Raw genomic sequence first — 25703 nt, forward strand, 5'->3', positions numbered from 1 at the left:
TCCGGATACCGGGCGAGTGCGGGCTCAGGACGTGAAGGAGTCGCTGGTCTGCCCAGCTTTTCCACGGTGCGACTCCGGTCGTGCCGTCTCGGCGGGTCGGTCGGTGTTCAGGCGATAGTTGGCGGGCTTTGGCCGATGGTGTTGGTCCACAGTCGAATCCATGCGTCCGACCAGGGGCAGTGCGTGGGTAGCCGCAAGATCGGTTTTCGTTGCGGCCGACACAATCGGGCGGGAAGATTGACGATCTTGCGGCGTAGCGTCGCCCCACGGGCGCGAGCATGCCCCCCACCTGCAAGAACACCGGCGGCGCGCAGCAGATTGTGGGCGATCGCCGCGCAGAGCACCCAGGCGGAGTTCGCCCCGAACTTCCCCGACGGCATGTGCGCCAGTGGCCCGTCGATGAGGTCGGCGAAGACGGTTTCGATGATCGCGTGCCGGCGATGGGTGACATCGGCGTCGGCGGCCGGGGCGGTGGTGTTGGTGAAGAACGGGTGATATCGCCACACTGGGAACAACGCGTCGGGGTAGCGGGCGTCTTTGACACGACGCACGATCAACCTGGCGGTGACCGGAGCCTTGGTCGAAGCGAAAGCTGTGTAGGTGGTTTCGGCGACCTCGGCGTCGGAGATCCACGCTCCGGTGTCCGGGTCACGCACGGCACCGGGATATCTCACCGGGGCCCACGCGTTGTTGGGAATCGAGTCGATCGCGCGTTGGACCGCGGTGTTCTTGGCCAGGACGAGCGAGAAGTACACTTTCGCGCGCAGGCATGCCGAGATGACCGAACGGGTGCCGTAGGTGGAATCGCCACGGACCACGAGGGCACCGGTTGCGCCTGCCGCCCGGGCGGTCACGATGGCCTGGGTGACCATCCGACCTGCACCTTTACCCGAGCCTGCTTTCCCGCCGCGTAGTCGCATGCCGGTGATGATCGGCGTGGAGTCCGCCGTGCTGAGCGTCGTCGCCAGCGGAGACAGGCCTTTGCGCAGGATCTGTTTGCCGGCGATTTTCGTGTGTCCGTAGCTCGCGCCTTGTTTGGCGTGGCCGTAGACAGGACGCAGCAGCGAGTCGATGTCGATGAACGCCTGCTCGGCTACACCGGGCAGGATCTCGACCCGGGCAGTGAGTGCGATCAGGTGTTCGCGGAGCACGGATTCGAGTTGGCGGGCATGGCCGAAGCTGAACTCGCGCAGCAGCGTTCCCACGGTCGAGGGGGCGTAGACACCTCCGAAGAGGTGTGTCATGCCGCCCGAGCGCAACAGGTCGATATCGTCGATGCTGTCGGCGCCGGCGCACATCCCGGCGATCAGGGTGAGCAGTTTCGGTGCCGGGTTCGCGGCCCCGGAGGCAACCTTCGTGGTGGTGATCGAGACCTTCTCGGTGAGCAGGTCCGACAGACGGGTGTGTTCGGCCAACGTCATGACCGGGACCAGACCAGCGCACGAGACGAGGTTGTCCTCGTCGAACACCGCTGAGCCGTCGATGAACTTGTGGGACACTTTCACCGGAAGTGCCTTTCGTGAACTGGTGGATTTGTTGTGTGAGAACTTCAATCTTCCCAGTTCAGGGGGCACTTTCTTCAGTTCGACACGCTGCTACGCAGTGGGTCCTTCGGTGGATTCAGGCTTAGGACTATCTCGGACGCAGAGGGATAGTCGATGGATCCGGTGCTCCCGGCTGCGGGCACAGGCCTGAGGTGCTCCCACCAACGACGATTTACCTGCGTTCCATAACCTGCACCGTCGCGCCGCTCCCGCTTGACATAAGGCCTCGTTATCGGCCAAATGTATGGCTACATTGAGGCCGAAAATGGGGCTATCATCGAAGCATGACGACGGTACCGCTCGGCGAAGCGAAGGACAAGCTCTCAGCGCTGGTGGACAGTGCCGAAGCCACACACGACATCATCACGATCACCCGGCACGGCAAACCGGCCGCGGTCCTGATGTCGGCCGACGATCTGGAATCACTACACGAGACGATCTACTGGCTGTCTCGGTCCGGCACCGCCGAGTCGGTCGCGGTCGCCGACCGCGAGTACGCCGCCGGCCAGACCGTCTCGCTCGACGAGCTGCGCGCCGAGCACGGCCTGCCGCCCCGATGACCGAGGAGGCGCCGGCACCCTACGACGTCGCGATCGCCTCACCGGCCCGCCGAGCCCTGTCCCGACTACCGGGGCGGATCGTGCATGCGGTCGTCGAGTTCATCTCCGGCCCACTCGCAGACAATCCCCACCGGCTGAGCAAGCCGCTGCGGAACGATCTCGAGGGCCTGCGCAGTGCCCGTCGCGGCGACTACCGCATCCTGCTCCGCGTCGACGACGAACACCGCACCGTCCTGATCGTCGACATCGACCACCGCGCCCACATCTACCGAACCTGAGTCCCCGAAGCCGAACCTGCAGCTCTTCCCGTACCACCGGGGTTTCCTACGGGGTCGACGGACGTGAGGCGGCACAGGAGTCCGCACCGGACGCCAGCCCGTGCCCATGCGGTCGACCCGCAGATCGCATGCGGACATGATTTCGCATCAGAACCATTGCATCCCAAGTGATTTGATGGATAATCGTGCTTATTCACTATTCCGGATTCGGCGGGGCCTCCACACGTTGTGCACGAGTGCGTGACTGTGCCGCACTTCATCACGGGCGTGGTGGGCTGGTAGTGCCTCGTGCGGCTATTGGATGGTCCATCCCGCCGTCGGCATGTACACCGCGCCGTGGCGGTCGCCGCCGCCCCGCGGGCATCGCGTATCGGGTAGCGAAAAGGAGTATGCGCGCAGCTCAGGAAGCACTTCTCTGCGAACCGAGAGGGAGGTGAGCGTGGCGGTTTTCTGCCGCCGCGGTCACCTCCCTCGTGCACGTTCCGGTTACGGCTTCCCGGTGTAGAGGGAATCGTCGGCCGTCCTGCGGGGGCTCACCCAGGTCGGATCGAGGACGTTCTCGATCCGCTCGTGTCGTGATTCGTCGAATACTACGATACGTTCGGCGATGCGCCACTGGCTGTTTCGTTTTTCGAACCGGTCGACGTATCGGCACTTGATGGTGCTCAGCATCTGAGTCGACTCGCCGTCGGCCGGTGCCTGGCGCAGGTAGCACAGGCAGTAGGACTCGACGTTCGCGGTGTCGCCGTCCAGGTCGATCAGGATGTTGCTGATGTAGTGCATCGAGGAGTCGATCGTGCGGTGCCGGGTTTTCATGTCCTCGATCAGTCCGTCGACGGACCCGATGTAGCCGCCGTGGGTGTCGATGGCGTCCGGGAAGTAGCATTCGGCGACGCGGTCGAAGTCTGCGCGGTCGACGTAGCGGGCATACCGGTGCAGTACGTCGGTGATGACGGCTTTGTCCTCGAGTGACATGTCAGCCGAGCTCGCGGGTGATGCGGTGGTAGAGGCCGCCGGAAGTCAGGCCGCCGTCGATGACGATCTCGGTGCCTGTGATGTACTTCGATCTGTCCGACAACAGGAATGCGACGGTTTCGGCCACTTCGTCGGGGTCGGCCGACCGGCCGACGGGAACGGATTTCAGGCTCTCGTCGACGAATTCCGTCGTACCCGAGGTCAGCAGCGGCGTCTCGACGAGCCCGGGGTGGACCGAATTGACCCGCACGTGGTGTTCGGCGAACTCGAGTGCGCCGACCTTCGACAGGCCGCGGACGCCCCATTTGCTGGCGCCGTAGGCGGCGGCGAAGTAACCGAGCATACCGGCGATCGAGGAGATGTTGACGATCGAGCCACCACTGTTGCGCTTGAGCAACTGTGCGCACGCCCGCATTCCGTAGAACACGCTGTCGAGGTTGATCGCCATGACCCGCCGCCAATCCTCCACGGAGGTGTCCTCGATTCCGTATCGAAAACTGACCCCCGCGTTGTTCACCAGTCCGTCGAGGGTCCCGTCGGCGGCGTCGATCACCTCGGCGAATCGGCTCCACCCCTCGGGATCGGTGACGTCGAGCCGGTAGAAGTCGGCGGCACCGCCCTTGTCCCTGATCTGGTCGATGACGGCTTCGCCGGCGGTGGGGTCGATGTCGGCGACCCACACATGCGCCCCGAGGGAGGCGAGCAGCTGTGCTTCGGCACGGCCCATCCCGCTGCCGGCACCGGTGACGGCGACGGTCTTGCCGGAGAACTCGGTGTTCATAGCGCTGTCCTTGTCTGGGTCAGTCGGTCTTCAGTTCGCAGCCCTTGGTCTCCGTGACGAAGAAGACCGTGACGAAGGTGAGGACTGCAGTGAGCACGAAATACCCGGCGGGGGCGAGGGGATTACCCGTGAGGGCGATGAGGTAGGTCGCGATGAACGGGGCGGTGCCGCCGAGGACCATGTTGGTGACGTTGTTGCCGAACGCAAGTCCGGTGTAGCGCACCGAGGTCTTGAGCATCTCGACGTACGTGACGTACGACGCCCCGTTGACCACGGAGACGCAGATGAACAGGACCGACTGGCCCACAACGGCCTGCCAGATGCTGCCGCCCGCCATCATCATGAACATCGGGACGCCGAGGACGATGGCGGCGAAGCTGCCGGTGAACAGCACGGGCTTGCGGCCCCACCTGTCGGACGCCCAGCCGGCGAGGGGAAGGGTGATGACACCGAGCACCAGGGCCAGGGAGGTGGACAGGAACGCGACCTGGGAGGTGTGGCCACCGGTGGTCTTGAGGTACGTGGCGGCGTAGACCGAGGCGATGTAGTAGCCACCGGTGATCAGGGCGCCGAGGAAGATGATCTTCACGACGCTGCTGCGGGAAGTGGCCAGCAGTTCCCGGATCGGGAGCTTCTTCGTCTCGCCGCTTTCTGCGAGTTCTTCGAATTCCGGGGTGTCCTCGAGCTGGGTTCGGATCCACACCCCGATGACACCGATGACGATGCTGAGCAGGAACGGGATCCGCCATGCCCACGCGAGCACGGTCTCGTCGTCGAAGACCGAGGTCAGGGCGAGCGCGACCAGCGAGGCCGCCAGCGAGCCGAGGTAGGTGCCAGTGTTCACCATCGACGTCTGCATCCCGCGCCAGCGGGCGGGTGCGGACTCCGAGACGAAGGCGTTGGCGCCGCCCAGCTCCCCACCCGCGGCGAAGCCCTGCAGGCAGCGGGCCAGGACGAGGATCGCCGTGGCCCACAGGCCGAGGGTGAAGTACGACGGCAACAGGCCGATGCCGGCGGTGGCCACCACCATCAGCAGGATCGTCCACGACAGGGCGTTCTTGCGGCCGTACTTGTCTCCGATGTGACCGAAGAAGATTCCACCGGGCACCCGGAGGAAGAACGCGACGGCGAACGTGGCGAAGGTGCCGAGCAGGCCGGCCGTGGGGTTGTCCGAGACGAAGAACAGTGCGGCGATAGTGGTGGCCATGTAGCCGTAGATGCCGAAGTCGTAGTACTCGACGACGGTGCCGACGACAGCGGCGCGGATGACCGTGGCGGTCGACTGCTTCTTCGGGTGGGACTGGGTGTGCGCAGGTTCATCCGCGACGGGAATCACGGGGGAATCACCAATCATGGCGCGTCCTTTGGGTGTGCGGGACCGGGGTGAAGACCCTGAGGTCAGGGGCGGACAGAGGTGAGGGCGGAGGGGTGCGTGGACGAGAGGCGGGAGGCGCGTGCCGCGTTGCGACCGGCGATCCGGCCCATGGTCAGAGCGTTGGCGACGGCGTTGCCGCCGCCGACGTACCGGAGTCCGAGGATTCCGGCGCCGGCCTCCCCGGCAGCGAACAGACCGGGGATCGGAGATCCGGTCCTGTCGACGACGGCGGCGTTGCTGTCGATCTCGAGGCCGGCGTGCGTGCAGACCAGCTCGGCGGGCAGCATTCTCACCGCGTAGAACGGACCGTGCGCGATCGCGTCCGGGGCGGCCGTGGAGCCCTTGTTGGCCAGGGTGCGGTGCCGCAGGAAGTCGTCGTCGGTGCCAGCCGGGAGCTGCGCGTTCCACCGCTCGACGGTGACGGCCAGCGCGTCGGCCGGTACCTCGAGCAGCGCGGCCAGCTCGGCCAGGGTGCCCGCTCGCAGCGTCCGACCGGCGTCGGCCTCCTCGGCGACGCGCCCGGGGATCCAGTCGGTGTACCCGCTGGGCAGGCCGAGCCGGGCCCGCTCGTCGAAGATCGCCCACACCGGGCCGTCCTGGGCCTCGATGATGCCGGTGGAGACCGCGTAGGAGGCGTCCTCGTCCATGAACCGGCGGCCGTGCCGGTTGACGTGGATCCGCGACTTCGGTGGGAAGCCGGACTGCCAGTGGTGGTAACGCTGGAAGTAGGCGGTCGGGAGCATCAGTCCCCAACCGTCGCCGGTGACGGCGGCGTCGACGTCACGACCGAACGCGAGGTGATCGCCCCGGCTGCCCGGGGCGGCGACCACGAACAGCGACTCGCCGGCGTTGTTCGCGACAGGATAGTAGCGGTCGACCAGCTCGGGATCCTGCGCGAAGCCCCCGGAGGCGACGACCACGGCGTGAGCCGGGACGTCGAGGTCGTCCGCGACCACACCGACGACACGGCCGTCCTCGGCGAGCAGTTTCTGGACCCGGGTGCCCAGGACCACCTCGACACCGTGCCTGCGTCGGGCCTTGTCGAGGACCTGGACCAAGCCGTATCCCTGGTCCTTGGGCACGTGCCCGCGCCAGACGTCCTCGACGCCGGCCTGGCAGAGTCCGGGCATGTGGGCGTTCGCGGACTCGCGGGCCGGGATCTGCACACCGAGCTCGATCAGCCATTCGAGGGTGGGTCCGGCGTTCTCGCAGAAAGTGCGGATCAGTCCCGGCTGAAGCATCCACTGGTTGAGGTCCATGTAGTGCTGGAAGAATTTCTCGGCCGAGTCCTCGATGCCCAGGCCCCGCTGAACGCTGGTGCCGGCGGCGGTGAACAGACCGGCCGAGAGCTGCGTGGAGCCGCCGAGTTCGGTCTCGGACTCGAACAACAGCACCGATGCGCCCTGCTCGGCCGCGGTGACCGCAGCGGCCAGGCCGGCTCCGCCGCCGCCGATGACGATGACGTCCCAGGTGTCGTCGGTCATGACAATGCGTTCCCTGTCTCCGCGCTGGTGCGGTCGTTCGAACAATAGGAAGGGAGGCCGCCGTCGACGGCGGCGTGCCCGGCGGTCCGGGAGGTGAATCGGTCGGCCGACGGGACGAGGACGGTGGACTCACACATGACGGGAGCCGCCGTCCACAGCGATGGAGTGACCGGTCACGTAGCGGGCGCTGTCGGAGAGCAGGAACAACAGCGGGCCGAGGACCTCTTCCGGGGAACCGAGGCGGTGCAGCGGCACGACGTCGAGGGCGTGCGCCAGCGCAGCCGGATTGTCCTGCACCCACCGGGTCATCTCGGTGTCGATATAGCCGGGAGCTATCGAGTTGACCCGGATGCCCTTGTCACCGAACTCGACGGCGAGGGCTTCGGTCAGATGTGCGACCGCGGCCTTCGACGTGCAGTAGGCGCCGCGGCCCTTGCGGACCCGGAGCGCCGACACCGACGACATGTTGACGATCGCCCCACCGGGCTGCAGGTGGCGGGCGGCAGCCTGCGCGCCGAAGAGGACACCTTCGACATTGACGTCGAGTGTCGCGGCGATCTGCTCGGGCGAGATCTCCTCGGCCAGGGCGAACGGGAAGATGCCCGCGTTGTTGACCCAGAAGTCGATGCGTCCGAACGTCTGCAGCGCCACCTGCGCGAGGCTCTCGTGGTCCTCGGCGTTCGTGACATCGACGCGTGTCCCGAGCACAGTACCGGGCTGGTCCGCCAGGGAATTCGCGGCGAGCGCGGCGTTGATCTTCTCGGCGGTTTCCTTCATCTGCACGTCGTCGATGTCGGCGGCGACGACGTGTACGCCGCGGGTGGCCAGGCCCTGGGTGAATCGAGCGCCCATGCCCCGGGCGGCGCCGGTGACCACGGCGACCTTGCCGACCATTTCCGGGTACACGGCGGTCAGCGCGGTGGTGACGGTGCGGCCCGGGTTCTGGGCGTCGGTGGTGTCGGTATCCATGGTCGAGGTCCTCCAGGAGAGCGGTATCGAAAGAAGTACGAAAGGTCTTGTGGATTTTCAGAAGTCGTCGCGACGGACGATGCGTCGCGCGATCCGCCAGGCGTCGTCGTGGCGGACCACCCGGTCGGTGAGGGTGGTGAAACGCACCACTCGCGATTTCCCGCCTCGGACCGTGGCCACGATCTGCAGATAGGCCCGCACCGCGAGGGTGTCCCCGTCGCCGGGCTCGACGTCGACGTTGGTGATCACATGCCGGTGCACTTCGCCGGCCGCGGTCGCGGCCGCGAAGAACCGCTCGGCGAACGCCGTGAGCTCTTCGACACCGACGACGGGCGCCGGGTAACTGGGAGAGCGGAACTCCCCGTCCGGGGTGAACGTCCGCGCCCACTCGTCTGCCGCGCCACCGTCGATGAGATGGCTCTGCCGAGCGTAGAGCTGGTGAAGCTGCGCGAGCACCGTCGCGTCGACATCCGTATCGCTGGGCGTCATGACACTTGAACCGTCCCCACTGTGTGCTATTATCGCACTGTGTGTGCGACTAACGAATACGCTAGGTGGTACGGTTCACACCTGTCAAGGGAGGCGTGGTTATGACACAGGTGGGGTCACGGCCGGAGCGAACGGCCGACTCGGACATCGTCCGCGTACAGGCGGACTCGGGAATGTCGAAGACCCTGCATCACGGACTGGAAATCCTCGAACTGCTTGCCGTCCATCCACGCGGACTGACGGTCAGTGAGATCGCGGACGGGATCGGCGTACACCGCACGGTCGCGCACCGGCTGATCCGCACCCTCGAGGCACACCGATTGTGCCGGCGCGACAACCGCAAGCGGATCTCGCTCGGCACCGGGCTCGTGACGCTTGCCGACTCCGTCGAGCAGGACCTGCGTACCCTGGCGCGGCCGATCCTCGAGGAGCTCGCGGACACGGTGGAGGCAACCGCCCACCTGGTGGTGCGTGAATCGGAGTCCGATGTGCGCGCGATGATGGTGGTCGAGCCGCGACGATCGAAAATGCACATCGCATTCCGGCCCGGCCAGGTGGATCCGATCGACCGCGGCTCCGCGGGCCTGGCGATGCTGGCCTCGATGCCGCCGATGGACGGTGAACGCCCCGAAGTCGCCGCGGCACGCCGCCGCGGTTATGCGCTATCGCAAGGCGAAATCGTCCCCGCGGCCATCGGCATCTCCGCCGCCGTCCCGAGTCGTCCCGGCGGCACCCAAGCTGCCGTGGGCATCTCTGTATTCGAGCTCACGGCAGGAGAGGAAAAGCTCGCCGCAGCCGTAATGGCCGCCGCGGGTGCCCTGGGAAAGCTGTTGCACTGAGGCCGAGATTCCATTCTTCCGTGAGGAGTATGCGCGAAGTCATCTGCAGAGCGGACGCCCGACGAAGCACCAGGGACACGCCCACGCCCCCGGTGCGTTCCGGGCACCGGGAACGGCAGGCACCCGGGGACCACGACGGACGAAGAACCGGCACCGACGCGGGTGACCGCAGCTCCTGATGTCGTTGTCTCCGGTGTGCGTATCGTGCCAGGCACGTCGCACGAAAGGCGCACACGATCACCGGTCGATTCTCGCGCGCCGGAGACGAAGGCGGAGTCGGTGCAGGCCGATCACGGCCTTCTCGGCGGTACTCCCCGACTTGGGGAGCACACTCAGCTGCACGAGCAGATCCCTCGCGTCGAAGACGGTCCACAACCGGGCCACCCTGCCGTCACGGTACTCGTGGAAGTCGTTGCTGGCGAATGCAACTCGCCGGTCTGTCGCCGGAAGGCCGGGCGGATCGAGACGACCCCGACCGGTGGCCCTCGCCGTCCACCGGCGCAGCCTGTTCGAGCTGGTCGAACACCCCCGCGCTGATCCACTCGTCGCCGGGCCGCAGGGTGGTGGCCGAGACCCGGCCATCGGCGTGCGCCTGGTAGGAGCCCGGCACGAGCCGGGCCACGAGCTCGTCGAACACCACCCGGTCCGGTACCCGCCGCCGGTGACAGCCCAACGGATGGGTGTCGGCCCGTGCAGGGATCAGGGTCTGGAACTGGACCCACAACGGGTCGACGAAAATGCTGGCACCGCAGGCACGAGACTCCTGAGACAATGACAATTGCTTGGACGAACGCGTGTTCGACAGGACTCGGATATGTCTTGAAGGAGCGCCACACACGCTTTCGAGGAGGCCGGCGTGACCGAACCGAACAGCTTCATCTGGAACGAACTTGTCACACCCGATCAAGCGTCGGCCGGGGAGTTCTACAGTGCCCTCTTCGGCTGGGAGAAACACGAGGTCGACGCGGGCCCACTGGGCACCTACACACTGTTCCGTCACGAGGGCAAGGACATCGCCGGAATGATGAATCCCACGGCGCGAGATTACGCCGGATCCCCTCCGCCACGATGGATCGGCTACATCGCCGTGGCCGATGCGGACGCCACCGCCGCCAAGGTTGCCGAGCTCGGCGGCAAGGTACTCGAGGAGCCACACGACGTTCCAGGCGTAGGACGGATCACCATGTTCACCGACCCCACCGGAGCGCTCGTGCATGTGATGCAACCCGAGGAAACCGGGGCATAGTGGTGTCCATCAGCGTGTATGGATCCAGTTGCTGAGGGTAGATGCCGATAACGGTCATGGTCTGATCGTTCGAGCACGCTGCCTACTTCGAACGCGCCCCGCTCGAACGGGCACCCCATCCGCCGACACCGAGAGAACCTCGATGCCGCCTCGCGCATCAGGGTCCGGGCGCTGAATCTGCGGTATCGAACTTCTGGTCCCGACCGCCGGCGCTCCGACCCGCACCGAAACGAACTGCCCACCCGCCGTGCTCGGCGGATGGGCAGTTCGGATACGAGAACCGATCGGGCCGGCCGTCCTGCGCAGCAAGTCGACGGTGGACCGACTGTCATGGAATGTGCGCAGTCCGGCCGACCCGATCGTGTGTAAGGTACCCCCGCGCCGGTGCTTTCACACCGGCGCCCGGAAATCCGGTCGGTCAGCTCCGGTTCAGCAGCTTGCGCATCGCTTCGGCCGCGCCCCGGACGAGTTTGTCGCGGGGGAATCCGCTGCGCTTGACCGCGGCCTCGTAGTTGCCGCCGGTCACCCACACCGGGCCGTCGGTGAGGTGTTCGAGGCCCTCCCGAGCCACCTCCTCCGGCTCGGCGACGAGCATGCCGGGGATGTCGAAGTTCAACCCGGCGCGGATCATCGCCGGGGTGCGGGTCACGCCGAGGACGAGTTCGACGACATGCACCCCGTGCGGGGCCAGTTCGAGCCACAGGCTTTCGGCAAAGACCCGGCTGAACGCCTTCGACGCCGCGTAGATGCTCTGGTGCTCGGACCCCATGTAGCCGGCGAGCGAGCCGAGCAGCATGATGCCACCACGCCCGCGCTCCTTCATCTTCGACCCGAACAGGTGCGAAAGTTCCAGCTGCCGATCGATGTTGAGGGTGATCACGCCACGGAAGCCGTCGAGGTCGCCGGAGACGAACTCGTGGCCGTAGCTGTTGGCGCCGGCGTTGAAGATGAGCAGCCCCACCTCGACGTCGTCGGTCGCCTGCCGGATCTGCTCGACGGCGTCGGGGGAGAGCAGGTCGAGTGCCAGGGTGCGGACCTGGACGCCGTTGCTGCGTACCTTCTCCGCGGTCTCCTCGAGCGGGCCGGGCTTGCGGGCGATGAGCACCAGATTCAGCCCCGCCTTGCTCAGCTCGTCGGCGAAGGCGGAGCCGACGCCCTCGGAGCCGCCGGCGATGACGGCCCACGGGCCGTACTGCTTGACGTCGATCACGAAAGTTCCTTTCCGGCTGGCTTACTGGACGATCGGTCCGGGGACCGGGGTGTCGTCGAGGACGGTCAGGCGGCCTTCGGTCGCGGCCCACGTGATGGTCTCGGCGAGCTTCGCGCAACCGCGGCGCGGCGCCCCGGGCCGGGAGTCCTGCCCACCCTGCTCACGCATCTCCGGGCACCGGGACCGCGCCTCCTCGTTCCACTGGACGGAGGTGTGCTCCCAGCTGTTCTTGGCGACGAGAACCCGGGCGCCGCACTCAGTGCACTGCAGGGGTTGCATCGGTGGTCGCCGCCTCCTCGGCTGCCGTCTTGCGGGCGAGGTTCTCCTCGACCTCCTTCATCCACGCAGCCACGGGGCGGGTGGTGTCCATCTCGAACTCGAACCGCTCGGTCATCTCCGGCTTGACGTCGGCGGCGTCCACGTAGAACTGCTCGTACCAGCGGCGCAGCTGGTAGACCGGGCCGTCCTCGTCGCACAGCAGCGGATTCTCGATGCGCGTCTTGTTCTTCCAGATCTCGACGTCCTGCTCGAAACCACGGGCGATGAAGTCACCGAACTTGCGGGCCGTCTCGTCGGCCGAGTCGCCGAGGGCGTCCGACTTCTTCACGATGATCCCGTACATCAGGACGAACTTGTTCTCGCTGACGGGGTAGTGGCAGTTGAGCAGCACCGAGTCGATGTCGTAGCCCTCGTACTTGTACTGCAGGTCGTCGATCATGAACGACGGACCGAAGTACGCCGCCTCGGAGCGGCTGCCGACGAGCCTCGGCTGGCCGTCTGCATGCGGCCGCATGTCCTCGCGCGCCTGACCGTGCATGATCTGCGTCGCGACGTGGCCCTCGAAGATGTTCTTGAAGTACGTGGGGAACGAGTAGTGCACGTAGAAGAAGTGCGCCATGTCGACGATGTTGTCGATGATCTCGCGGCAGTTGGTGTCGACCTCGGTGGTGTACCAGACCCAATCGGTCCACTCGTCGCTCGTCGCGCCCTCGATGCGGGGGATGGTGACGTCGGCGGGCGGCGGGTTGCCCTCGGGATCGTGCCAGACGAACAGCATTCCGTCCTGGTCGAGGGTGTGCCACGCACGGGTCTTCGCGATCGGCGGGACGCGCCGCGCGTAGGGGATCGACGTGCACCGGCCGTTGCCGCCCCAGCGCCAGTCGTGGAAGGGGCAGGCCACCGAGTCGCCCTTGATCGTGCCCTGGCTGAGGTCGCCGCCCATGTGGCGGCAGTACGCGTCGAGGATCTTCAGGTTGCCGTTGCTGTCGGCGAACACCACGAGCTTGGTGCCGAAGGCGTGGATCGAATGCGGCTTGCCGTCCTTGAAGGACTCGGACAGGCCCAGGCAGTGCCATCCCCGGGCGAACCGGGTGGGCGCGGCACCGGCCACGATCTCGCGAACTTCGACGTCGTCGGACTTGCTGGAGCTCACTGTCGTCCGTCCTTTCGGAGGAAATGTCGTATCGGATGGAGCACCTCGGTGCTGTGCGCGGGTGGGCCGGGGGACGGCAGCCGCCTGCGACCGTGGATTCGACGCTAGGTGAGGCCGGTCACCGGGGGTGCGACGATCCCACTGTCCGGGACACGTTCCGGCGGTCCGCGGCGACGGCGCCGCACGATGGGGGAGCTCGTACCCGCCCCGGTCACGAAGGAGTGACGCCGATGCCCGACGACGTGCTGACGAAGGTGCGCGAACTGCTGCCGTCCATCGCGGAACGCGCGCACGTGGTCGACGACTCGCGCCGGGTGCCGGACCAGACCGTGCAGGACCTGGCCGCCGCGGGGGTGTTCCGGATGTTGCAGCCCGCCCGGTACGGCGGTCTCGAATGCGACCCCGTGCGCTTCTACGAGGTGGTACGGGAGATCTCGGGGGCCTGCGGGTCGACCGGCTGGGTGACGTCGATCCTCGGGGTCCACTCCTGGCATCTGGCCCTGTTCGACCCGCAGGCCCAGGACGACGTGTGGGGGCAGGACGATTCGACGCTGCTGTCCTCGTCGTACGCGCCGGTCGGCGAACTCGTCCCGGTCGACGGCGGTTTCCGGCTGTCGGGCAGCTGGCGGTTCTCGTCCGGGTGCGAGCATGCGACCTGGGCGTTGCTCGGGGCGCTCGTCGTCGGTGCCGAGGGCCGGCCGGTGGACTTCATGACCGTCCTGGTGCCGCGCAGCGACTACCGGATCCAGGACGTGTGGGACGTCGTGGGCATGCGCGGAACCGCCAGCAACGAGATCACCGTCGACAACGCGTTCGTGCCGCATCACCGCACGGTGCGCAACTACGACCTGGCGCAGCTGCGGGCCCCCGGACATGCGGTGAATCCGGGGCCGTTGTTCCGGTTGCCGTTCGCGGCGATCTTCACCACCGCGGTCGCCGCGCCGGTGATCGGAACGGTCGCCGGCTGCTACGAGCAGTATCTGGGCGCGATGCGGGACCGGGTGCGGTTGAGCCTGGGCGGGGGCCGGTTCGCCGAGGACCAGTTCGCGCAGGTCGCCGTCGCCCGGGCCGCCTCCGAGATCGATGCGGCGATCCTCCAGACGGACCGCAACATCCGGGAGTTGTACGAGCTGGCGGTGGCGGGGCAGCCGCTGCCGACGAGGCTGCGGCTGCGGTTGCGCCGCGACCAGGTGCGGGGCACCGAGCGTGCCGTCGAGGCGATCGATCTGCTGTTCAAGACCTCGGGCGGCAACTCGCTCGGCCGGGGGAACCCCGTCGAGCGGGCATGGCGTGATGCGCACGCGGGCAGCGTGCACGTCGCCAACGATCCCGAGCGTGCCCTCGCGATGTACGGGCGGGGCGCGTTCGGGCTGCCGGTGGAGGACAATCTGATCTGACCCGGGGCCTGCCGGAACGAGGGGTGACCGGGACCGCTGTATCCTGCCTCTCGTGCGTCGAGCACGGGCACGTCCCACTGAGTGGAAGATCTCCGGCGGCTCGGCGTGGAACGCGGGATGCTGGAGGGCGCGGCGTTGCCGCAGGGACGAGACGACGGAGGAGGACCCCGTGCCCAGAGTTGCCGAAGCGCGGGACGCCGCGGAGCCGACGTCCGCCGAGCAGCGCGCGCGGTTCGGGCGCATCCTCGACGCCGCCGCGAGCCTGGCGACCGAGAAGGAACTCGAGCGGGTGCAGATGCACGAGGTCGCGAAGATGGCCGGCGTCGCCATCGGCACCCTGTACCGGTACTTCCCGTCCAAGACACACCTGTTCGTGGCGGTCATGGTCGATCAGATCGATCAGATGAGCGACCGGATGGCCCAGCGCACCAACCCGGACGCCACTCCGCAGGAGGCCGTCTACGAGGCGCTCGTGCGGGCGACGCGGGCGCTGCGGCGACGGCCGTTGCTGGCGACGGCGATGATCCAGTCCACGAGTACCGCCAAGGCGACGTCCATTCCCGACGTCGCGAAGATCGACCACCGTTTCCGCGAGGTGCTCTACCGTGCGGCCGGGCTCGAGTACGTCACCGAACGGGACGCGACACTCGTGCGGGTCCTCGAGCAGGCGTGGTTCGGGATCATCCAGTCCAGTCTCAACGGCCGGATCTCGGTTCCCGACGCGGAGTCCGACCTGCGGGTGGCGTGTGAGCTGCTGCTCGCGGGGCTGTCGAACGCGAGTCCGGCGAACGCGAGTCCGGCGAACACGAGCCCGGCGAACGCGAGCCCGGCGCTCTCTGTCTGACCCCCGCGGTCGCGCACTCGTGCGTCGAACCGTGGCGTACCCATAGAACTGAAATGAATTCTAGTTCTGTCGGCCGGGTATAGACCGACATCCGATCCTAAACAGACCATTGCCTCGGCGTAAGAAATGGAATACATTCCAAAAATGAACGCGTTCCGGTTCTGTTCCCCGGCGCGTCCCATGAACACCTGCCCAGCACTTATGTTCCGAGGAGCCAGCTCATGACCGACGTAGTCATCGTCGACGCGGCCCGTACCCCCGTCGGCCGCCGCCGCGGCGCCCTGTCCGGTCTGCACCCGGCCACCCTGCTCGGCACCGCCCAGCGCGCCGTTCTCGAGCGCACCGGCCTCGCCGCCGACCAGGTGGGACAGATCGTCGGCGGCTGCGTCACCCAGGCCGGCGAGCAGTCCAACAACGTCACCCGGCAGGCCTGGCTGCACGCCGGACTGCCCTACACGACAGCCGCCACGTCGATCGACTGCGCGTGCGGCTCTTCCCAGCAGGCCGTCCACATCGTCGCCGGTCTCATCGCCTCCGGCCAGATCACCGCGGGCATCGGCTGCGGCGTCGAATCCATGAGCCGGGTGTTCCTCGGCCAGGCCCTCACCCCCGAGACCGGCAGCCCCTACCCGGACGACTGGACCATCGACATGGGCGACCAGTTCACCTCGGCCGAGCGCATCGCCGCCAAGCGCGGCATCAAGCGCGGCGACACCGACGCCTTCGGCCTCGAGTCGCAGCGCCGCGCCGCTGCCGCATGGGCCGAGGGCCGGTTCGACCGCGAGATCGTCCCCACCGAGGCGCCCGTCCTCGTCGACGGCGTGCCCACCGGCGAGACCACCGTCGTCACCCGCGACGGTGGCCTGCGCGAGACCACCGCCGAAGGCCTGGCCGCACTGAAGCCGGTCGTCGAGGGCGGCATCCACACGGCCGGTTCCGCGTCGCAGATCAGCGACGGCGCCGCCGCGGTCCTGCTCACCAGCGCCGAGCGCGCCCAGGAGCTGGGCCTGCGGCCCCGCGCCCGGATCGTCGCCTCGGGCATGGTCGGGTCCGACCCGTACTACCACCTCGACGGTCCGATCGATGCCACCCGCCACGTCCTCGGCAAGGCCGGCATGACGCTCGACGACATCGACCTCGTCGAGATCAACGAGGCATTCGCCGCGGTCGTCCTGTCGTGGGCGCAGGTGCTCGACGCAGACATGTCCAAGGTCAACGTCAACGGCGGCGCCATCGCCCTCGGTCACGCCGTCGGGTCGACCGGTGCCCGGCTCCTCACCAGTGCCCTGCACGAGCTCGAGCGGTCCGACCGGTCCACGGCCCTGGTCACCATGTGCGCGGGCGGCGCACTGTCCACCGCCACCGTCATCGAACGCATCTGACCGACACCATCGAATTCGCGAGGCCGACATGACCATTGGATTGACAGACGAGGACCGCGACCTGCGCGACGCGGTGCGCGGCTGGGCCACCCGCCACGTCACCGCCGACGTGGTGCGCCAGGCCGTCGAAGCCAAGACCGACACCCGTCCCGCGTTCTGGAACTCGCTCGCCGAACTCGGTGTGCTCGGTCTGCACCTGCCCGAAGAGGTTGGCGGCGCCGGCTGCGGTCTGGTCGAACTCGCGGTCGTCACCGAGGAACTCGGCCGGTCGATGGTGCCCGGCCCGTTCCTGTCGACCGTGCTGACCGCCGCGGTGCTGCGCGAGGCCGGCCGCACCGCCGAACTCGCCGGTCTCGCGGACGGTGCCACGCTCGCCGGCGTCGCCCTCGAGCCGGGCACGTTGCGGGTGGGGCGCGGCTCGGCCGGCACCACACTGTCCGGACGATCCGGATTCGTCCTCGGCGGCCACACCGCCGATCTGCTGCTCGTCGCGGCCGAGGACGCCGGCAACCGCGCCTGGGTGCTGCTGCGCCGCGACCGGGTCGACGTCGAGGACCTGCCCAGTCACGATGTGGTCCGCGGCAATTCGCAGTTCGAGGTGGACCGGCTGGCGCTCGGCGCCGACGACGTGCTGCGGATCGATCCGCAGCGCGTCACCGATCTCGCCGCCGCCCTGTTCGCGGCCGAGGCCTCGGGCATCGCGGACTGGTGCGTGCGCACCGCCGCCGAGTACGCCGCCGTGCGCCGCCAGTTCGGCCGGCCGATCGGCCAGTTCCAGGGCGTCAAGCACCGCGCCGCACGCATGCTCGCACTCGCCGAGCAGGCACGCGTGTGCGCGTGGGACGCCGCCCGTGCCCTGACCCCCGGCGGTGCCGAGGCCGACGAGGCGTCCCTCGCGGCCGCCGTCGCCGGCGCCACGGCCCCTGAGGTCGCGTTCGCCGTGGCCAAGGACTGCATCCAGATCCTCGGTGGCATCGGCTACACGTGGGAGCACGACGCGCACCTGTATCTGCGCCGCGCCCAGTCGCTGCGGATCCTGCTCGGCTCCACCGCCTCGTGGCGCCGGCGCGTCACCGACCTCACCCGCGGCGGCACCCGCCGCGTCCTCGGCATCGACCTGCCGCCGGAGGCGGAACGGATCCGCACCGAGGTGCGCGGCGAACTCGAGCCCGCCGTCGCTCTCGACGGCACCGAACGCACCGCGTACCTCGCCGAGAAGGGCTACACCGCACCACATCTGCCCGCACCGTGGGGCAAGGGTGCCGACGCGGTCACCCAGCTGGTGATCGCCGAGGAGCTGCGCGGGGCCAGCCTGAGGCCGCACGACATGATCATCGGCAACTGGGTGGTGCCGACCCTGATCGCGCACGGCAGCCCGGAGCAGCTCGAGCGGTTCGTGCCGCCGTCGCTGCGCGGCGACATCGTCTGGTGCCAGCTGTTCTCCGAGCCCGGCGCGGGCTCGGATCTGGCGTCGCTGACCACGAAGGCCACCAAGGTCGACGGCGGGTGGATCCTGCAGGGGCAGAAGGTGTGGACCTCGATGGCCCGCGACGCCCACTGGGGCATCTGCCTGGCCCGCACCGACGCCTCCGCTCCCAAGCACAAGGGCCTGTCGTACTTCCTCGTCGACATGCGCGGCAGCGAGGGTCTCGACATCCGCCCGCTGCGCGAGATCACCGGCGAGGCGCTGTTCAACGAGATCTTCATCGACAACGTCTTCGTCCCGGACGAGTGCCTCGTCGGCGAGCCCGGCGACGGCTGGAAGCTCGCTCGCACCACCCTCGCCAACGAACGCGTCTCCCTCTCGCACGACTCGTCCCTCGGCTCCGGCGGCGAGGCCCTGCTCGAACTGGCCGCCGAACTGCCCGGCGGGCTCGACGACGAACAGGCCACCGTCCTCGGGAAGGTGTTGTGCGACGCGCAGACCGGCGGGCTGATGGCGCTGCGCACCACGCTGCGGTCGCTGGCCGGGGCGCAGCCCGGCGCCGAGTCCTCGGTCGCGAAGCTGCTCGGCGTCGAGCACATCCAGCAGGTGTGGGAGGTCGCGATGGACTGGGCCGGGCCACGCTCTCTGCTCGGCGCGCAGGACCGCCGGTCGGCGACGCAGATGTTCCTCAACTCCCAGTGCATGTCGATCGCCGGCGGCACCACCAACGTCCAGCTCAACATCATCGGGGAGCGCCTGCTCGGCCTGCCCCGCGACCCCGAGCCCGGGAAGTGAGCGCCGCGGTGACGTCGGCGCGGCACGGGCGTCGCGTGTTCGTCGTCGGCGTGGGGATGACGAAGTTCGAGAAGATCGAGACCGGCGGCCGGGAATACCCCGAGATGGTCCGCGAGGCCGTCGACGCCGCCCTAAGCGACGCCGGCATCGGCTACGGGCGGGTGCAGCGGGCCGCCGTCGGCTACGTGTTCCAGCCGTCCACCGCCGGTCAGCGCGCCCTGTACGAGGTGGGGCTGACCGGCATCCCGATCGTCAATGTCGACAACAACTGCGCCACCGGGTCCACGGCGCTGATGACGGCGCGGGACTGGGTGCAGGGCGGGCAGGCCGACGTCGCGCTGGCCGTCGGGTTCGAGAAGATGACCCGCACCTCCCTCACCGGCACCGGCGAACTGCCCAAGGTCACCACCCTCGACCACCACCTGAAGGTCATGACCGACCTGCACGAGTGGGGCACCGGGCCGATGACAGCGCAGTTGTTCGGCAATGCCGCGGTCGAGCACATGGAGCGCTACGGCACCACCGCCGAGCAGATCGCCGCCGTGGGGGTGAAGAACCACCGGCACTCGGTGCACAACCCCTACGCGCAGTTCCGCGACGAGTACACCCTCGAACAGGTCCTGGGCGACAAGATGATCCACGCGCCGCTCACCCGCTCGCAGTGCTCGCCCACCTCCGACGGCGCCGGCGCGGCGGTCCTGGCGAGCGAGGCGTTCGTGCGCGAGCACGGCCTCGAGGACCGGGCCGTCGAGATCGTGGCGCAGGCGCTGACCACCGACACCGGCGAATCGTTCGACAGCCGCTCCATGATCGACGTCGTCGGCGCCCCGATGACCGGGGCGGCCGCCGCCCGGGTGTTCGCCGAGTCCGGGCTCACCGTCGACGACGTCGACGTGATCGAGTTGCACGACTGCTTCGCGATCAACGAGATCATCACCTACGAGGGGCTCGGCCTGTGCGGCCCGGGGGAGGGCGGCAAGCTCGTCGAGTCGGGGGCCACCACCTACGGCGGCCGGTGGGTGGTCAACCCGTCGGGCGGCCTGCTCTCCAAGGGCCATCCCCTCGGTGCCACCGGCCTGGCCCAGTGCGCCGAACTCACCTGGCAGCTGCGCGGCGAGGCCGGTGACCGCCAGGTCGACGGCGCGCGCGTGGGCCTGCAACACAATCTGGGGCTCGGCGGCGCGTGCGTGGTGACGCTGTACCGGGCCGGGACCCTCACCGGATCCGCGGACGAGAAGGAGAACTGACCGTGCCCATCGACCCGAAGATCGCGCTGTCCGCCGAACCCACTGTGCGCGAAGCGGTCTGGACCGACCGCGACGTCATGCTGTATCACCTCGGCCTCGGTGCCGGCGGCGACGGACTCGACCCGGCCGAGCTGCGCTGGGTGTACGAGAAGGACCTGCGGGTGCTGCCGACGTTCGCGATGGTGGCCGGTCAGGGCATCTCGGCCGGTGCGCTGAAGCCGGCCGGCATGAACCTGCCCGGCATCGACATCGACCTGCGGCGCATCCTGCACGGGGGGCAATCGCTGCAGCTGCACGCCCCCATCCCCACCTCCGGGACGGCGCACATCTCGTCGCGCGTGGCCCACGTGTGGGACAAGGGCAAGGCCGCCGTCATCGTGCTCGAACAGTCCGCCGCCACCCCCGAGGGTGCACCGCTGTGGACCACCGGCATGCAGATCTGGGCCCGCGGCGAGGGCGGCTTCGGGGGCGAACCCGGCCCGGAGACGCCGCACGCGGTGCCCGAACGCGACGCCGACACCGTCCTCGTCTCGCCCACCGGCACCCGGCAGGCACTGCTGTACCGGCTCAGCGGCGACATGAACCCGCTGCACGCCGAGCCCGCATTCGCACAGGCCGCCGGTTTCGACCGGCCGATCCTGCACGGTCTGGCCTCCTACGGAATCGTGTGCAAGGCCGTCGTCGACGGTCTGCTCGACGGCGACCCGGCGCGGGTGCGGAGCTGGTCGGTGCGGTTCGCCGGCTCGCTGTTCCCGGGCGAGACCATCGAGACCGCCGTCTGGCGCGACGGTGACCGGCTGACGTTGCTGGCCACCTGCCCGGAGCGCGACGGCGCCCCCGTCCTCACGCACGCCGTCATGGAGGTGCGTCCGTGAAGGTCGGCACGCATCCCACCGCCGCCACCCACGCCCACGGCACGGTGCTGACCTCGGCGCCGCAGGACGCGCCGGTGGACCGGGCGACCGCCGCCGCGCGCCGCGTCGTCGACGCCATGCTGCGCACCGACCGCGGCAACGCCAACCTCGACCGGGTCGCCGAGGAGCTGAACAGCATCGCCGACCACCTCGAGGAGCACGCCCCGGAGGTCGCCGAACGACTGATCGACATGTGGAACGGCGAGGGCGTCACCCGGCACGACCCGGTCACCGGGCCCGAGAACGCCATCGCCCCACCGCTGGTCCTCGAAGGGCTCGAGGACGGCTCGGTGCGGGGCACGGTCACGCTGACGATGCCGTACCAGGGTCCGCCCGGGTGCGTCCACGGCGGGGTGTCCGCGCTCATCCTCGACCATGTGCTCGGCGTCGCCAACGCGTGGGGCGGCAAGTCCGGGATGACGGCGAAGCTCGAGACGAACTACCACCGGCCCACGCCGCTGTTCGAGCCGCTGGTGATCACCGGCCGGCTCGTCTCCGTCGACGGCCGCAAGATCCGCACCGTCGGCAACATCACGACGGCCGACGGGCAGCTGTGCGTCTCGGTGGAGGGACTCTTCATCGACAAGACGGTTCCGCGCCCCCGATAGGAGAGTCCGCATGGGAGCACTCGACGGCCGCGTCGCGGTAGTCACCGGCGCCGGCATGGGCATCGGACGCGGCATCGCTGCGGCGTACGCGCGGGAGGGCGCGGACGTCCTCGTCGCCGAGATCGACGAGCAGGCCGGCGACGCCACCGCCCGGTGGCTGCGCGACGAGTGGGGTGCGCGTGCCCACTTCGTGCGCACCGATGTCACCGACAAGGACCAGGTCCACGCCGCGGTCGACGGCGCGGTCGAGCGGTTCGGCCGTCTCGACGTCCTCGTCAACAACGCCTGGCGCGGCTCCGGGTACGCCCGTTTCGAGAACATGACCGACGAGCAGCTGCGCGCCGGATTCGATACGGCCGTGATGGCGGCGTTCTGGGCGATGCAGCGCGCTCTCCCGGAACTCGAGCGCCACGGCACCGGCCGGGTGATCAACCTGTGCTCGCTCAACGGCGTCAACGCGCACATGTACTCCGTGCAGTACAACGCCGCCAAGGAGGCGCTGCGCACCCTCACCCGCACCGCGGCGCGGGAATGGGCGCCGAAGCAGATCTGCTGCAACGTGATCTGCCCGGGCGCGCAGAGCGAGGCGTTCCGCCGGGTGGCCGCAGCCGACCCCCAGATGGCGGCGGCGTCGGCGCAGGCCAACCCGATGGGCCGCATCGGTGACCCGCTCGACGACATCGGGCCCGTCGCGGTGTTCCTCGCGAGCGACGCCGCGCGTTACCTCACCGGTAACACCTTGTTCGTCGACGGCGGTGCGCACATCAACGGCGTCCAGTGGGCGCCGCGGGTGGACTGAGCATCCGGGTCCCGACCCCCCCGAGACCGGCCCGTGACCGTCGGCGACGAAGATGAGGGGGTCGTGTCGGTGACCAGTGGGAGGCGTGTGCAGCGATGAGGCCGGGCAGGTGCACCACGTGCGGCCGGATCGTGGGTCCGTTCGAGAGGCGGGTCGACGGCCGGTGCACCCGGTGTGTCGCCGCCCGTCTGCGCGCCTGGGCGGCGACGCCCGAGGAACCGGTGCGCCGCGAACCGCAGGGCCGCGGCCCGAAGCCGCGCCGGCTGTGGCGCTCCGCGGTGCAGTGGCCCCGCCTGCGGCGCTCCGCGGTGCAGTGGCCCCGCCTGCGGCGCTCCGCGGTGCAGTGGCCCCGCCGGTCCGAGCCGCAGCCCCGCCGCGAGCCCGAATACGCAGGATTCCGCCGGCCCGAACCGCCGTGGCCACCCGTCGCCCGGCCCGGGCAGCCCCCGCTGCCGGCGCAGCCGCCGCGCAACCCGTGGCCCGCGCGGGCGAAGTGGGCAGGGGCGGCGGTCGCGGCGCTCGTGCTGATCGCGCTGACGGCCACCGCGTCGCTGCGGGTGTGGACGCCGGCGTCGTCGCGGTTCATGCGCATCGACGACGGTCCGGTCACCTACCAGTACGTCTCGCTCGATCATGTCAGCCGCTATGTCGTCGCCTCGGTGATCGCCCACGAGGACGACCAGATGGGTCTTCGTGCGCAGGCATTCCACTGGGGCGACTATGCCGACCGTGCCGTCGCCCACCTGACGGGTGAGCCACAGCAGACGTATTCGACGATCCCGCAGCAGCTCGCGAAGAACATGTTCTTCACCCCCGACCAGAGCGCGATCCGCAAAGCCGTCGAGACGGTGCCGTCGATCCTGCTGAGCACCACCCTGCCCGACGCCCGCATCATGGAGCTGTACCTGAACTACGCGCAGTTCGGTCCCGACCTCTACGGAGTGTGCGCGGCCAGCTGGTACTACTTCGACACCGCGCCGTGGGAGATGTACCAGTACCACGCGATGCAACTCGCGGGCATGCTGCCCAATCCGGAGGACGTGGTGCGCCTGCCCGGCGGGGGCGTCGCCACGCCGCCGGACGCGCCGTACCCGAGCGCGGCGTTCCACATCAACGGCGCCGCCAACGTCGATCTGCCCGCCCGCTTCGCCGGCTGGGGCGGCTGGGAGAACATCGTCGCATCGGTGGGGATCGAGGATTCGGCCGCCGACCACGCCGACGACCGCCCGAGTGCGGACTCGTGCTCGACCATGCCCGAGCCGGTGCGGCAGCGACTGGCGGTCGAGGACCCCGGATTCGTGTCCCGGTCGCAGTAGCCGCATCCGCGACCGGCGGTGCTTCTTGCGCGCGTCAGAACGCGCGCAAGAAGCACCGCCCCGCGCAACTAGATGCTGACCTCGCGGCGCACCGTCTTGCCCGTCGCGTTGCGGGGCAGCAGGTCGGACGTGATCCGCCAGCGTGTGGGCACCTTGAAGTACGACAGGCGCTCGGCCGCGTACTCGCGCAGCTCCTCCTCCGTCGCGCTCGCCCCGTCGGCGAGGACGACGACCGCCGCGACCTCCTGGCCGAGGTCGGGGTGCGGGACGCCGATCACGGCGCACTCGCGCACGGCCGGATGCTCGTCGAGGGTCTGCTCGATCTCGGTGGGGTAGACGTTCTCGCCGCCGCGCAGGATCAGGTCCGAGCGACGGCCCGTCAGGCGCAGCCGGCCGTTCTCGATGACGCCGTAGTCGCCGGTGCGCAGCCACCGGTCCGGGGTGATCGCCGCGGCCGTGGCCTCCTCGTCCTCCCAGTAGCCGAGCATGACGAACGGGCTGCGCACGCACACCTCGCCCTCCACCCCGTCCGGCAGCCATTCGCCGAACGGGTCGCGGATCTCGAGGCTCACCGTGATGATCGGCCGGCCCAGGGTGCCGGGGAACGCCTCGAGGTCCTGCGAGTTGGCGACCGCGATGGCGGTGCTGCACTCGGTGAGGCCGTAGCTGTCGACGAGGGCGTCGCGCGCGAACGGCACCCTCTCGCGCAGCCGGTCCTTGAACGCGATCGACGACGGCGCCGACGCCAGCGCGAACGCCGTCAGCGACGACAGGTCGTACTTGTCGAGGCCCTCGTGCTCGAGCAGCCGCGACGCCATCGTCGGCACCGCGCCCCAGTTGGTGACGCGTTCGCGTTCGATCAGGCTCAGCACCTTGTCCACGTCGAACGAACCCTGGTGCATGATCACCGCGCTGCCCGTCGCCAGCCGCGGGATCACCAGGTTGTGCAGGCTCGCGATGTGGAACAGCGGCGAGGTGAGCAGGTACCGCAGGTCGCTGGGGACGTCGTCGCTGTAGGTCCGGCCGGTGAACGCCGCGAGCAGGGCGTCGCTGAACCGGTGGTAGTCGACGACCGCCAGCAGGTTGCGGTGCGAGTGCAGCGCGCCCTTGGGCCGGCCGCTGGTGCCGCTGGTGTAGAGGATGACGGACGGGTCGTCCTCGTCGATGTCGACGTGCGGCGGCTCGGCCCCGGCGTACTGCGCGATCAGGCGGGGCAGATCCTCCTCCATCGTCAGGACCGTGATCCCGGTGGTGTCGACGTCCGCGAGGGCCTCGGCGCGCTTGGCATCGACGACGAGGATCTTCGGCCGGCTGTGCCCGAGGCCGTACTCGATCTCCCGCGGCACCCACCAGCCGTTGAGGCCGACGGTGATCGCGCCGAGCGTCTGGCTCGCCCAGAACGTAATCACCCATTCCGGGGTGTTCGCGGCCAGGATCGCGACGCGATCGCCCTTCTCGACGCCGTAGTCGCTGCGCAGCGCCTGGGCGAGGGAGTACGCGGCGGCGGCGTGCTCGGCGAACGAGAGCCGGCGGTCGGCGGTGACGAGGTAGTCCCGGTCCCCCCAGCGCAGGGAGTCGGCGAGCAGCTCACCCACGGCCTTGCCACGGTTCTTCATCACCGGCATCGAGGCGCCGAGCACCTCTTCCTCGACGATCTCGAACCGGCCACCCGGGCCGGTCAGACGGGAGACGACCTCGTCGAGGTAGAGCCGGGGATCTGCGGACGCAGTCATGCGGGGACCTTTCCTTCGTGTCACGTGAACACCGTGCCACCTGCGGCGATAGACCTTGGA

Annotated in this window: 24 protein-coding genes and 1 pseudogene; 13 read left to right on the plus strand and 12 right to left on the minus strand. The window is 68.9% G+C overall.

Going from position 1 to position 25703, the window contains the following annotated elements; translation table 11 throughout:
- Positions 1 to 107 precede the first annotated feature (107 nt).
- Positions 108 to 1505, minus strand: coding sequence for an IS1380 family transposase (locus QYS60_RS01505; RefSeq protein ID WP_289378085.1), 1398 nt, complete (start codon positions 1503 to 1505; stop codon positions 108 to 110).
- Positions 1506 to 1828: 323 nt separating this feature from the next.
- On the opposite strand from QYS60_RS01505, the gene QYS60_RS01510 reads away from it, so the two are divergent.
- Positions 1829 to 2104 (plus strand): type II toxin-antitoxin system Phd/YefM family antitoxin, encoded by a 276-nt coding sequence (locus tag QYS60_RS01510; protein WP_029546907.1) that lies wholly within the window; start codon positions 1829 to 1831, stop codon positions 2102 to 2104.
- Complete coding sequence (locus QYS60_RS01515) at positions 2101 to 2382, plus strand: type II toxin-antitoxin system RelE/ParE family toxin (RefSeq protein WP_029546908.1); 282 nt, start codon at positions 2101 to 2103, stop codon at positions 2380 to 2382. The genes QYS60_RS01510 and QYS60_RS01515 overlap by 4 nt, the downstream gene beginning before the upstream one ends.
- 486 nt (positions 2383 to 2868) lie before the next feature.
- Here QYS60_RS01515 and QYS60_RS01520 read toward each other — a convergent pair whose 3' ends face one another.
- From QYS60_RS01520 to QYS60_RS01545, 6 genes are all read right to left on the minus strand, one after another.
- The gene (locus tag QYS60_RS01520) at positions 2869 to 3357 is read right to left on the minus strand and encodes a nuclear transport factor 2 family protein (protein ID WP_289378038.1); all 489 of its coding nucleotides are present in this window, start codon (positions 3355 to 3357) and stop codon (positions 2869 to 2871) included.
- Between the two features lies 1 nt (position 3358).
- Positions 3359 to 4138 (minus strand): SDR family NAD(P)-dependent oxidoreductase, encoded by a 780-nt coding sequence (locus QYS60_RS01525; protein ID WP_289378037.1) that lies wholly within the window; start codon positions 4136 to 4138, stop codon positions 3359 to 3361.
- A gap of 19 nt (positions 4139 to 4157) precedes the next feature.
- Positions 4158 to 5492: an MFS transporter gene (locus tag QYS60_RS01530; RefSeq protein WP_003934722.1), complete on the minus strand. Its 1335-nt coding sequence runs from the start codon at positions 5490 to 5492 to the stop codon at positions 4158 to 4160.
- Between the two features lie 44 nt (positions 5493 to 5536).
- Positions 5537 to 6997 carry an FAD-dependent oxidoreductase gene (locus QYS60_RS01535; RefSeq protein WP_371382217.1) on the minus strand — a complete coding sequence of 487 codons (1461 nt, stop codon included), beginning with the start codon at positions 6995 to 6997 and terminating at the stop codon, positions 5537 to 5539.
- A 129-nt stretch (positions 6998 to 7126) separates the two neighbouring features.
- Positions 7127 to 7966, minus strand: a complete 840-nt coding sequence (locus QYS60_RS01540; protein WP_371382218.1) for an SDR family NAD(P)-dependent oxidoreductase — start codon at positions 7964 to 7966, stop codon at positions 7127 to 7129.
- Between the two features lie 57 nt (positions 7967 to 8023).
- Positions 8024 to 8455 (minus strand): nuclear transport factor 2 family protein, encoded by a 432-nt coding sequence (locus QYS60_RS01545; RefSeq protein WP_371382219.1) that lies wholly within the window; start codon positions 8453 to 8455, stop codon positions 8024 to 8026.
- 101 nt (positions 8456 to 8556) lie between these two features.
- Here QYS60_RS01545 and QYS60_RS01550 point away from each other — a divergent pair, with 101 nt between their 5' ends.
- Complete coding sequence (locus QYS60_RS01550) at positions 8557 to 9294, plus strand: IclR family transcriptional regulator (protein ID WP_371382220.1); 738 nt, start codon at positions 8557 to 8559, stop codon at positions 9292 to 9294.
- A 505-nt stretch (positions 9295 to 9799) separates the two neighbouring features.
- Here the strand turns inward: QYS60_RS01550 and QYS60_RS01555 are convergent.
- Positions 9800 to 10066 (minus strand): annotated as a pseudogene (locus QYS60_RS01555) (IS5/IS1182 family transposase); the annotation flags it as partial.
- Positions 10067 to 10150: 84 nt separating this feature from the next.
- On the opposite strand from QYS60_RS01555, the gene QYS60_RS01560 reads away from it, so the two are divergent.
- Positions 10151 to 10540 carry a VOC family protein gene (locus QYS60_RS01560; RefSeq protein WP_371382221.1) on the plus strand — a complete coding sequence of 130 codons (390 nt, stop codon included), beginning with the start codon at positions 10151 to 10153 and terminating at the stop codon, positions 10538 to 10540.
- 418 nt (positions 10541 to 10958) lie between these two features.
- Here the strand turns inward: QYS60_RS01560 and QYS60_RS01565 are convergent, their stop codons facing one another.
- Genes QYS60_RS01565 through QYS60_RS01575 form a run of 3 tightly spaced genes read right to left on the minus strand, consistent with a single transcriptional unit; the run spans position 10959 to position 13182 of the window.
- Positions 10959 to 11750, minus strand: a complete 792-nt coding sequence (locus tag QYS60_RS01565) for an SDR family NAD(P)-dependent oxidoreductase (RefSeq protein ID WP_371382222.1) — start codon at positions 11748 to 11750, stop codon at positions 10959 to 10961.
- Between the two features lie 21 nt (positions 11751 to 11771).
- Positions 11772 to 12029, minus strand: coding sequence for a hypothetical protein (locus QYS60_RS01570; protein WP_102031583.1), 258 nt, complete (start codon positions 12027 to 12029; stop codon positions 11772 to 11774).
- Positions 12007 to 13182 carry a Rieske 2Fe-2S domain-containing protein gene (locus QYS60_RS01575; RefSeq protein ID WP_371382223.1) on the minus strand — a complete coding sequence of 392 codons (1176 nt, stop codon included), beginning with the start codon at positions 13180 to 13182 and terminating at the stop codon, positions 12007 to 12009. The genes QYS60_RS01570 and QYS60_RS01575 overlap by 23 nt, the downstream gene beginning before the upstream one ends.
- A gap of 230 nt (positions 13183 to 13412) precedes the next feature.
- Between QYS60_RS01575 and hsaA the strand changes: the two genes are divergently transcribed.
- From hsaA to QYS60_RS01620, 9 genes are all read left to right on the plus strand, one after another.
- Positions 13413 to 14579, plus strand: a complete 1167-nt coding sequence (gene hsaA / locus QYS60_RS01580; protein ID WP_371382224.1) for a 3-hydroxy-9,10-secoandrosta-1,3,5(10)-triene-9,17-dione monooxygenase oxygenase subunit — start codon at positions 13413 to 13415, stop codon at positions 14577 to 14579.
- 169 nt (positions 14580 to 14748) lie between these two features.
- Positions 14749 to 15423, plus strand: a complete 675-nt coding sequence (locus tag QYS60_RS01585; protein ID WP_371382225.1) for a TetR family transcriptional regulator — start codon at positions 14749 to 14751, stop codon at positions 15421 to 15423.
- Between the two features lie 221 nt (positions 15424 to 15644).
- On the plus strand, positions 15645 to 16805 hold the full coding sequence (locus QYS60_RS01590; protein ID WP_003934709.1) for a steroid 3-ketoacyl-CoA thiolase: 1161 nt from the start codon (positions 15645 to 15647) through the stop codon (positions 16803 to 16805).
- 28 nt (positions 16806 to 16833) lie between these two features.
- Entirely contained in the window at positions 16834 to 19026 is a 2193-nt protein-coding gene (locus tag QYS60_RS01595; RefSeq protein ID WP_289380135.1) for an acyl-CoA dehydrogenase, read from the plus strand.
- On the plus strand, positions 19023 to 20273 hold the full coding sequence (locus QYS60_RS01600) for a lipid-transfer protein (protein WP_289380132.1): 1251 nt from the start codon (positions 19023 to 19025) through the stop codon (positions 20271 to 20273). The genes QYS60_RS01595 and QYS60_RS01600 overlap by 4 nt, the downstream gene beginning before the upstream one ends.
- A gap of 2 nt (positions 20274 to 20275) precedes the next feature.
- Complete coding sequence (locus QYS60_RS01605; protein WP_289380131.1) at positions 20276 to 21148, plus strand: MaoC/PaaZ C-terminal domain-containing protein; 873 nt, start codon at positions 20276 to 20278, stop codon at positions 21146 to 21148.
- Entirely contained in the window at positions 21145 to 21795 is a 651-nt protein-coding gene (locus QYS60_RS01610; protein ID WP_289380129.1) for a PaaI family thioesterase, read from the plus strand. Before QYS60_RS01605 ends, QYS60_RS01610 begins: the two co-directional genes overlap by 4 nt.
- Positions 21796 to 21805: 10 nt before the next feature.
- Complete coding sequence (locus QYS60_RS01615) at positions 21806 to 22594, plus strand: SDR family NAD(P)-dependent oxidoreductase (RefSeq protein WP_289380127.1); 789 nt, start codon at positions 21806 to 21808, stop codon at positions 22592 to 22594.
- Positions 22595 to 22725: 131 nt separating this feature from the next.
- Positions 22726 to 23910: a biosynthetic peptidoglycan transglycosylase gene (locus tag QYS60_RS01620; protein ID WP_371382226.1), complete on the plus strand. Its 1185-nt coding sequence runs from the start codon at positions 22726 to 22728 to the stop codon at positions 23908 to 23910.
- 68 nt (positions 23911 to 23978) lie between these two features.
- Here QYS60_RS01620 and QYS60_RS01625 read toward each other — a convergent pair whose 3' ends face one another.
- A complete protein-coding gene (locus QYS60_RS01625; protein WP_371382227.1) occupies positions 23979 to 25643 on the minus strand; it encodes a class I adenylate-forming enzyme family protein in 1665 nt (554 codons plus the stop codon).
- Between the last annotated feature and the right edge of the window lie 60 nt (positions 25644 to 25703).

Source organism: Rhodococcus sp. GXMU-t2271 (assembly GCF_041414735.1).
In the GTDB taxonomy this organism is placed as follows: domain Bacteria; phylum Actinomycetota; class Actinomycetes; order Mycobacteriales; family Mycobacteriaceae; genus Rhodococcus; species Rhodococcus indonesiensis.

Bases quoted from the DNA above. Each gene is read 5' to 3' on its own strand.
- QYS60_RS01515 (WP_029546908.1), top strand. From the start codon at position 2,101: ATGACCGAGGAGGCGCCGGCACCCTACGACGTCGCGATCGCCTCACCG.
- QYS60_RS01550 (WP_371382220.1), top strand. From the start codon at position 8,557: ATGACACAGGTGGGGTCACGGCCGGAGCGAACGGCCGACTCGGACATC.
- QYS60_RS01595 (WP_289380135.1), top strand. From the start codon at position 16,834: ATGACCATTGGATTGACAGACGAGGACCGCGACCTGCGCGACGCGGTG.
- QYS60_RS01590 (WP_003934709.1), top strand. From the start codon at position 15,645: ATGACCGACGTAGTCATCGTCGACGCGGCCCGTACCCCCGTCGGCCGC.
- QYS60_RS01625 (WP_371382227.1), bottom strand. From the start codon at position 25,643: ATGACTGCGTCCGCAGATCCCCGGCTCTACCTCGACGAGGTCGTCTCC.
- hsaA (WP_371382224.1), top strand. From the start codon at position 13,413: ATGCCCGACGACGTGCTGACGAAGGTGCGCGAACTGCTGCCGTCCATC.
- QYS60_RS01510 (WP_029546907.1), top strand. From the start codon at position 1,829: ATGACGACGGTACCGCTCGGCGAAGCGAAGGACAAGCTCTCAGCGCTG.
- QYS60_RS01570 (WP_102031583.1), bottom strand. From the start codon at position 12,029: ATGCAACCCCTGCAGTGCACTGAGTGCGGCGCCCGGGTTCTCGTCGCC.
- QYS60_RS01540 (WP_371382218.1), bottom strand. From the start codon at position 7,966: ATGGATACCGACACCACCGACGCCCAGAACCCGGGCCGCACCGTCACC.
- QYS60_RS01530 (WP_003934722.1), bottom strand. From the start codon at position 5,492: ATGATTGGTGATTCCCCCGTGATTCCCGTCGCGGATGAACCTGCGCAC.
- QYS60_RS01520 (WP_289378038.1), bottom strand. From the start codon at position 3,357: ATGTCACTCGAGGACAAAGCCGTCATCACCGACGTACTGCACCGGTAT.
- QYS60_RS01615 (WP_289380127.1), top strand. From the start codon at position 21,806: ATGGGAGCACTCGACGGCCGCGTCGCGGTAGTCACCGGCGCCGGCATG.
- QYS60_RS01525 (WP_289378037.1), bottom strand. From the start codon at position 4,138: ATGAACACCGAGTTCTCCGGCAAGACCGTCGCCGTCACCGGTGCCGGC.
- QYS60_RS01535 (WP_371382217.1), bottom strand. From the start codon at position 6,997: ATGACCGACGACACCTGGGACGTCATCGTCATCGGCGGCGGCGGAGCC.
- QYS60_RS01545 (WP_371382219.1), bottom strand. From the start codon at position 8,455: ATGACGCCCAGCGATACGGATGTCGACGCGACGGTGCTCGCGCAGCTT.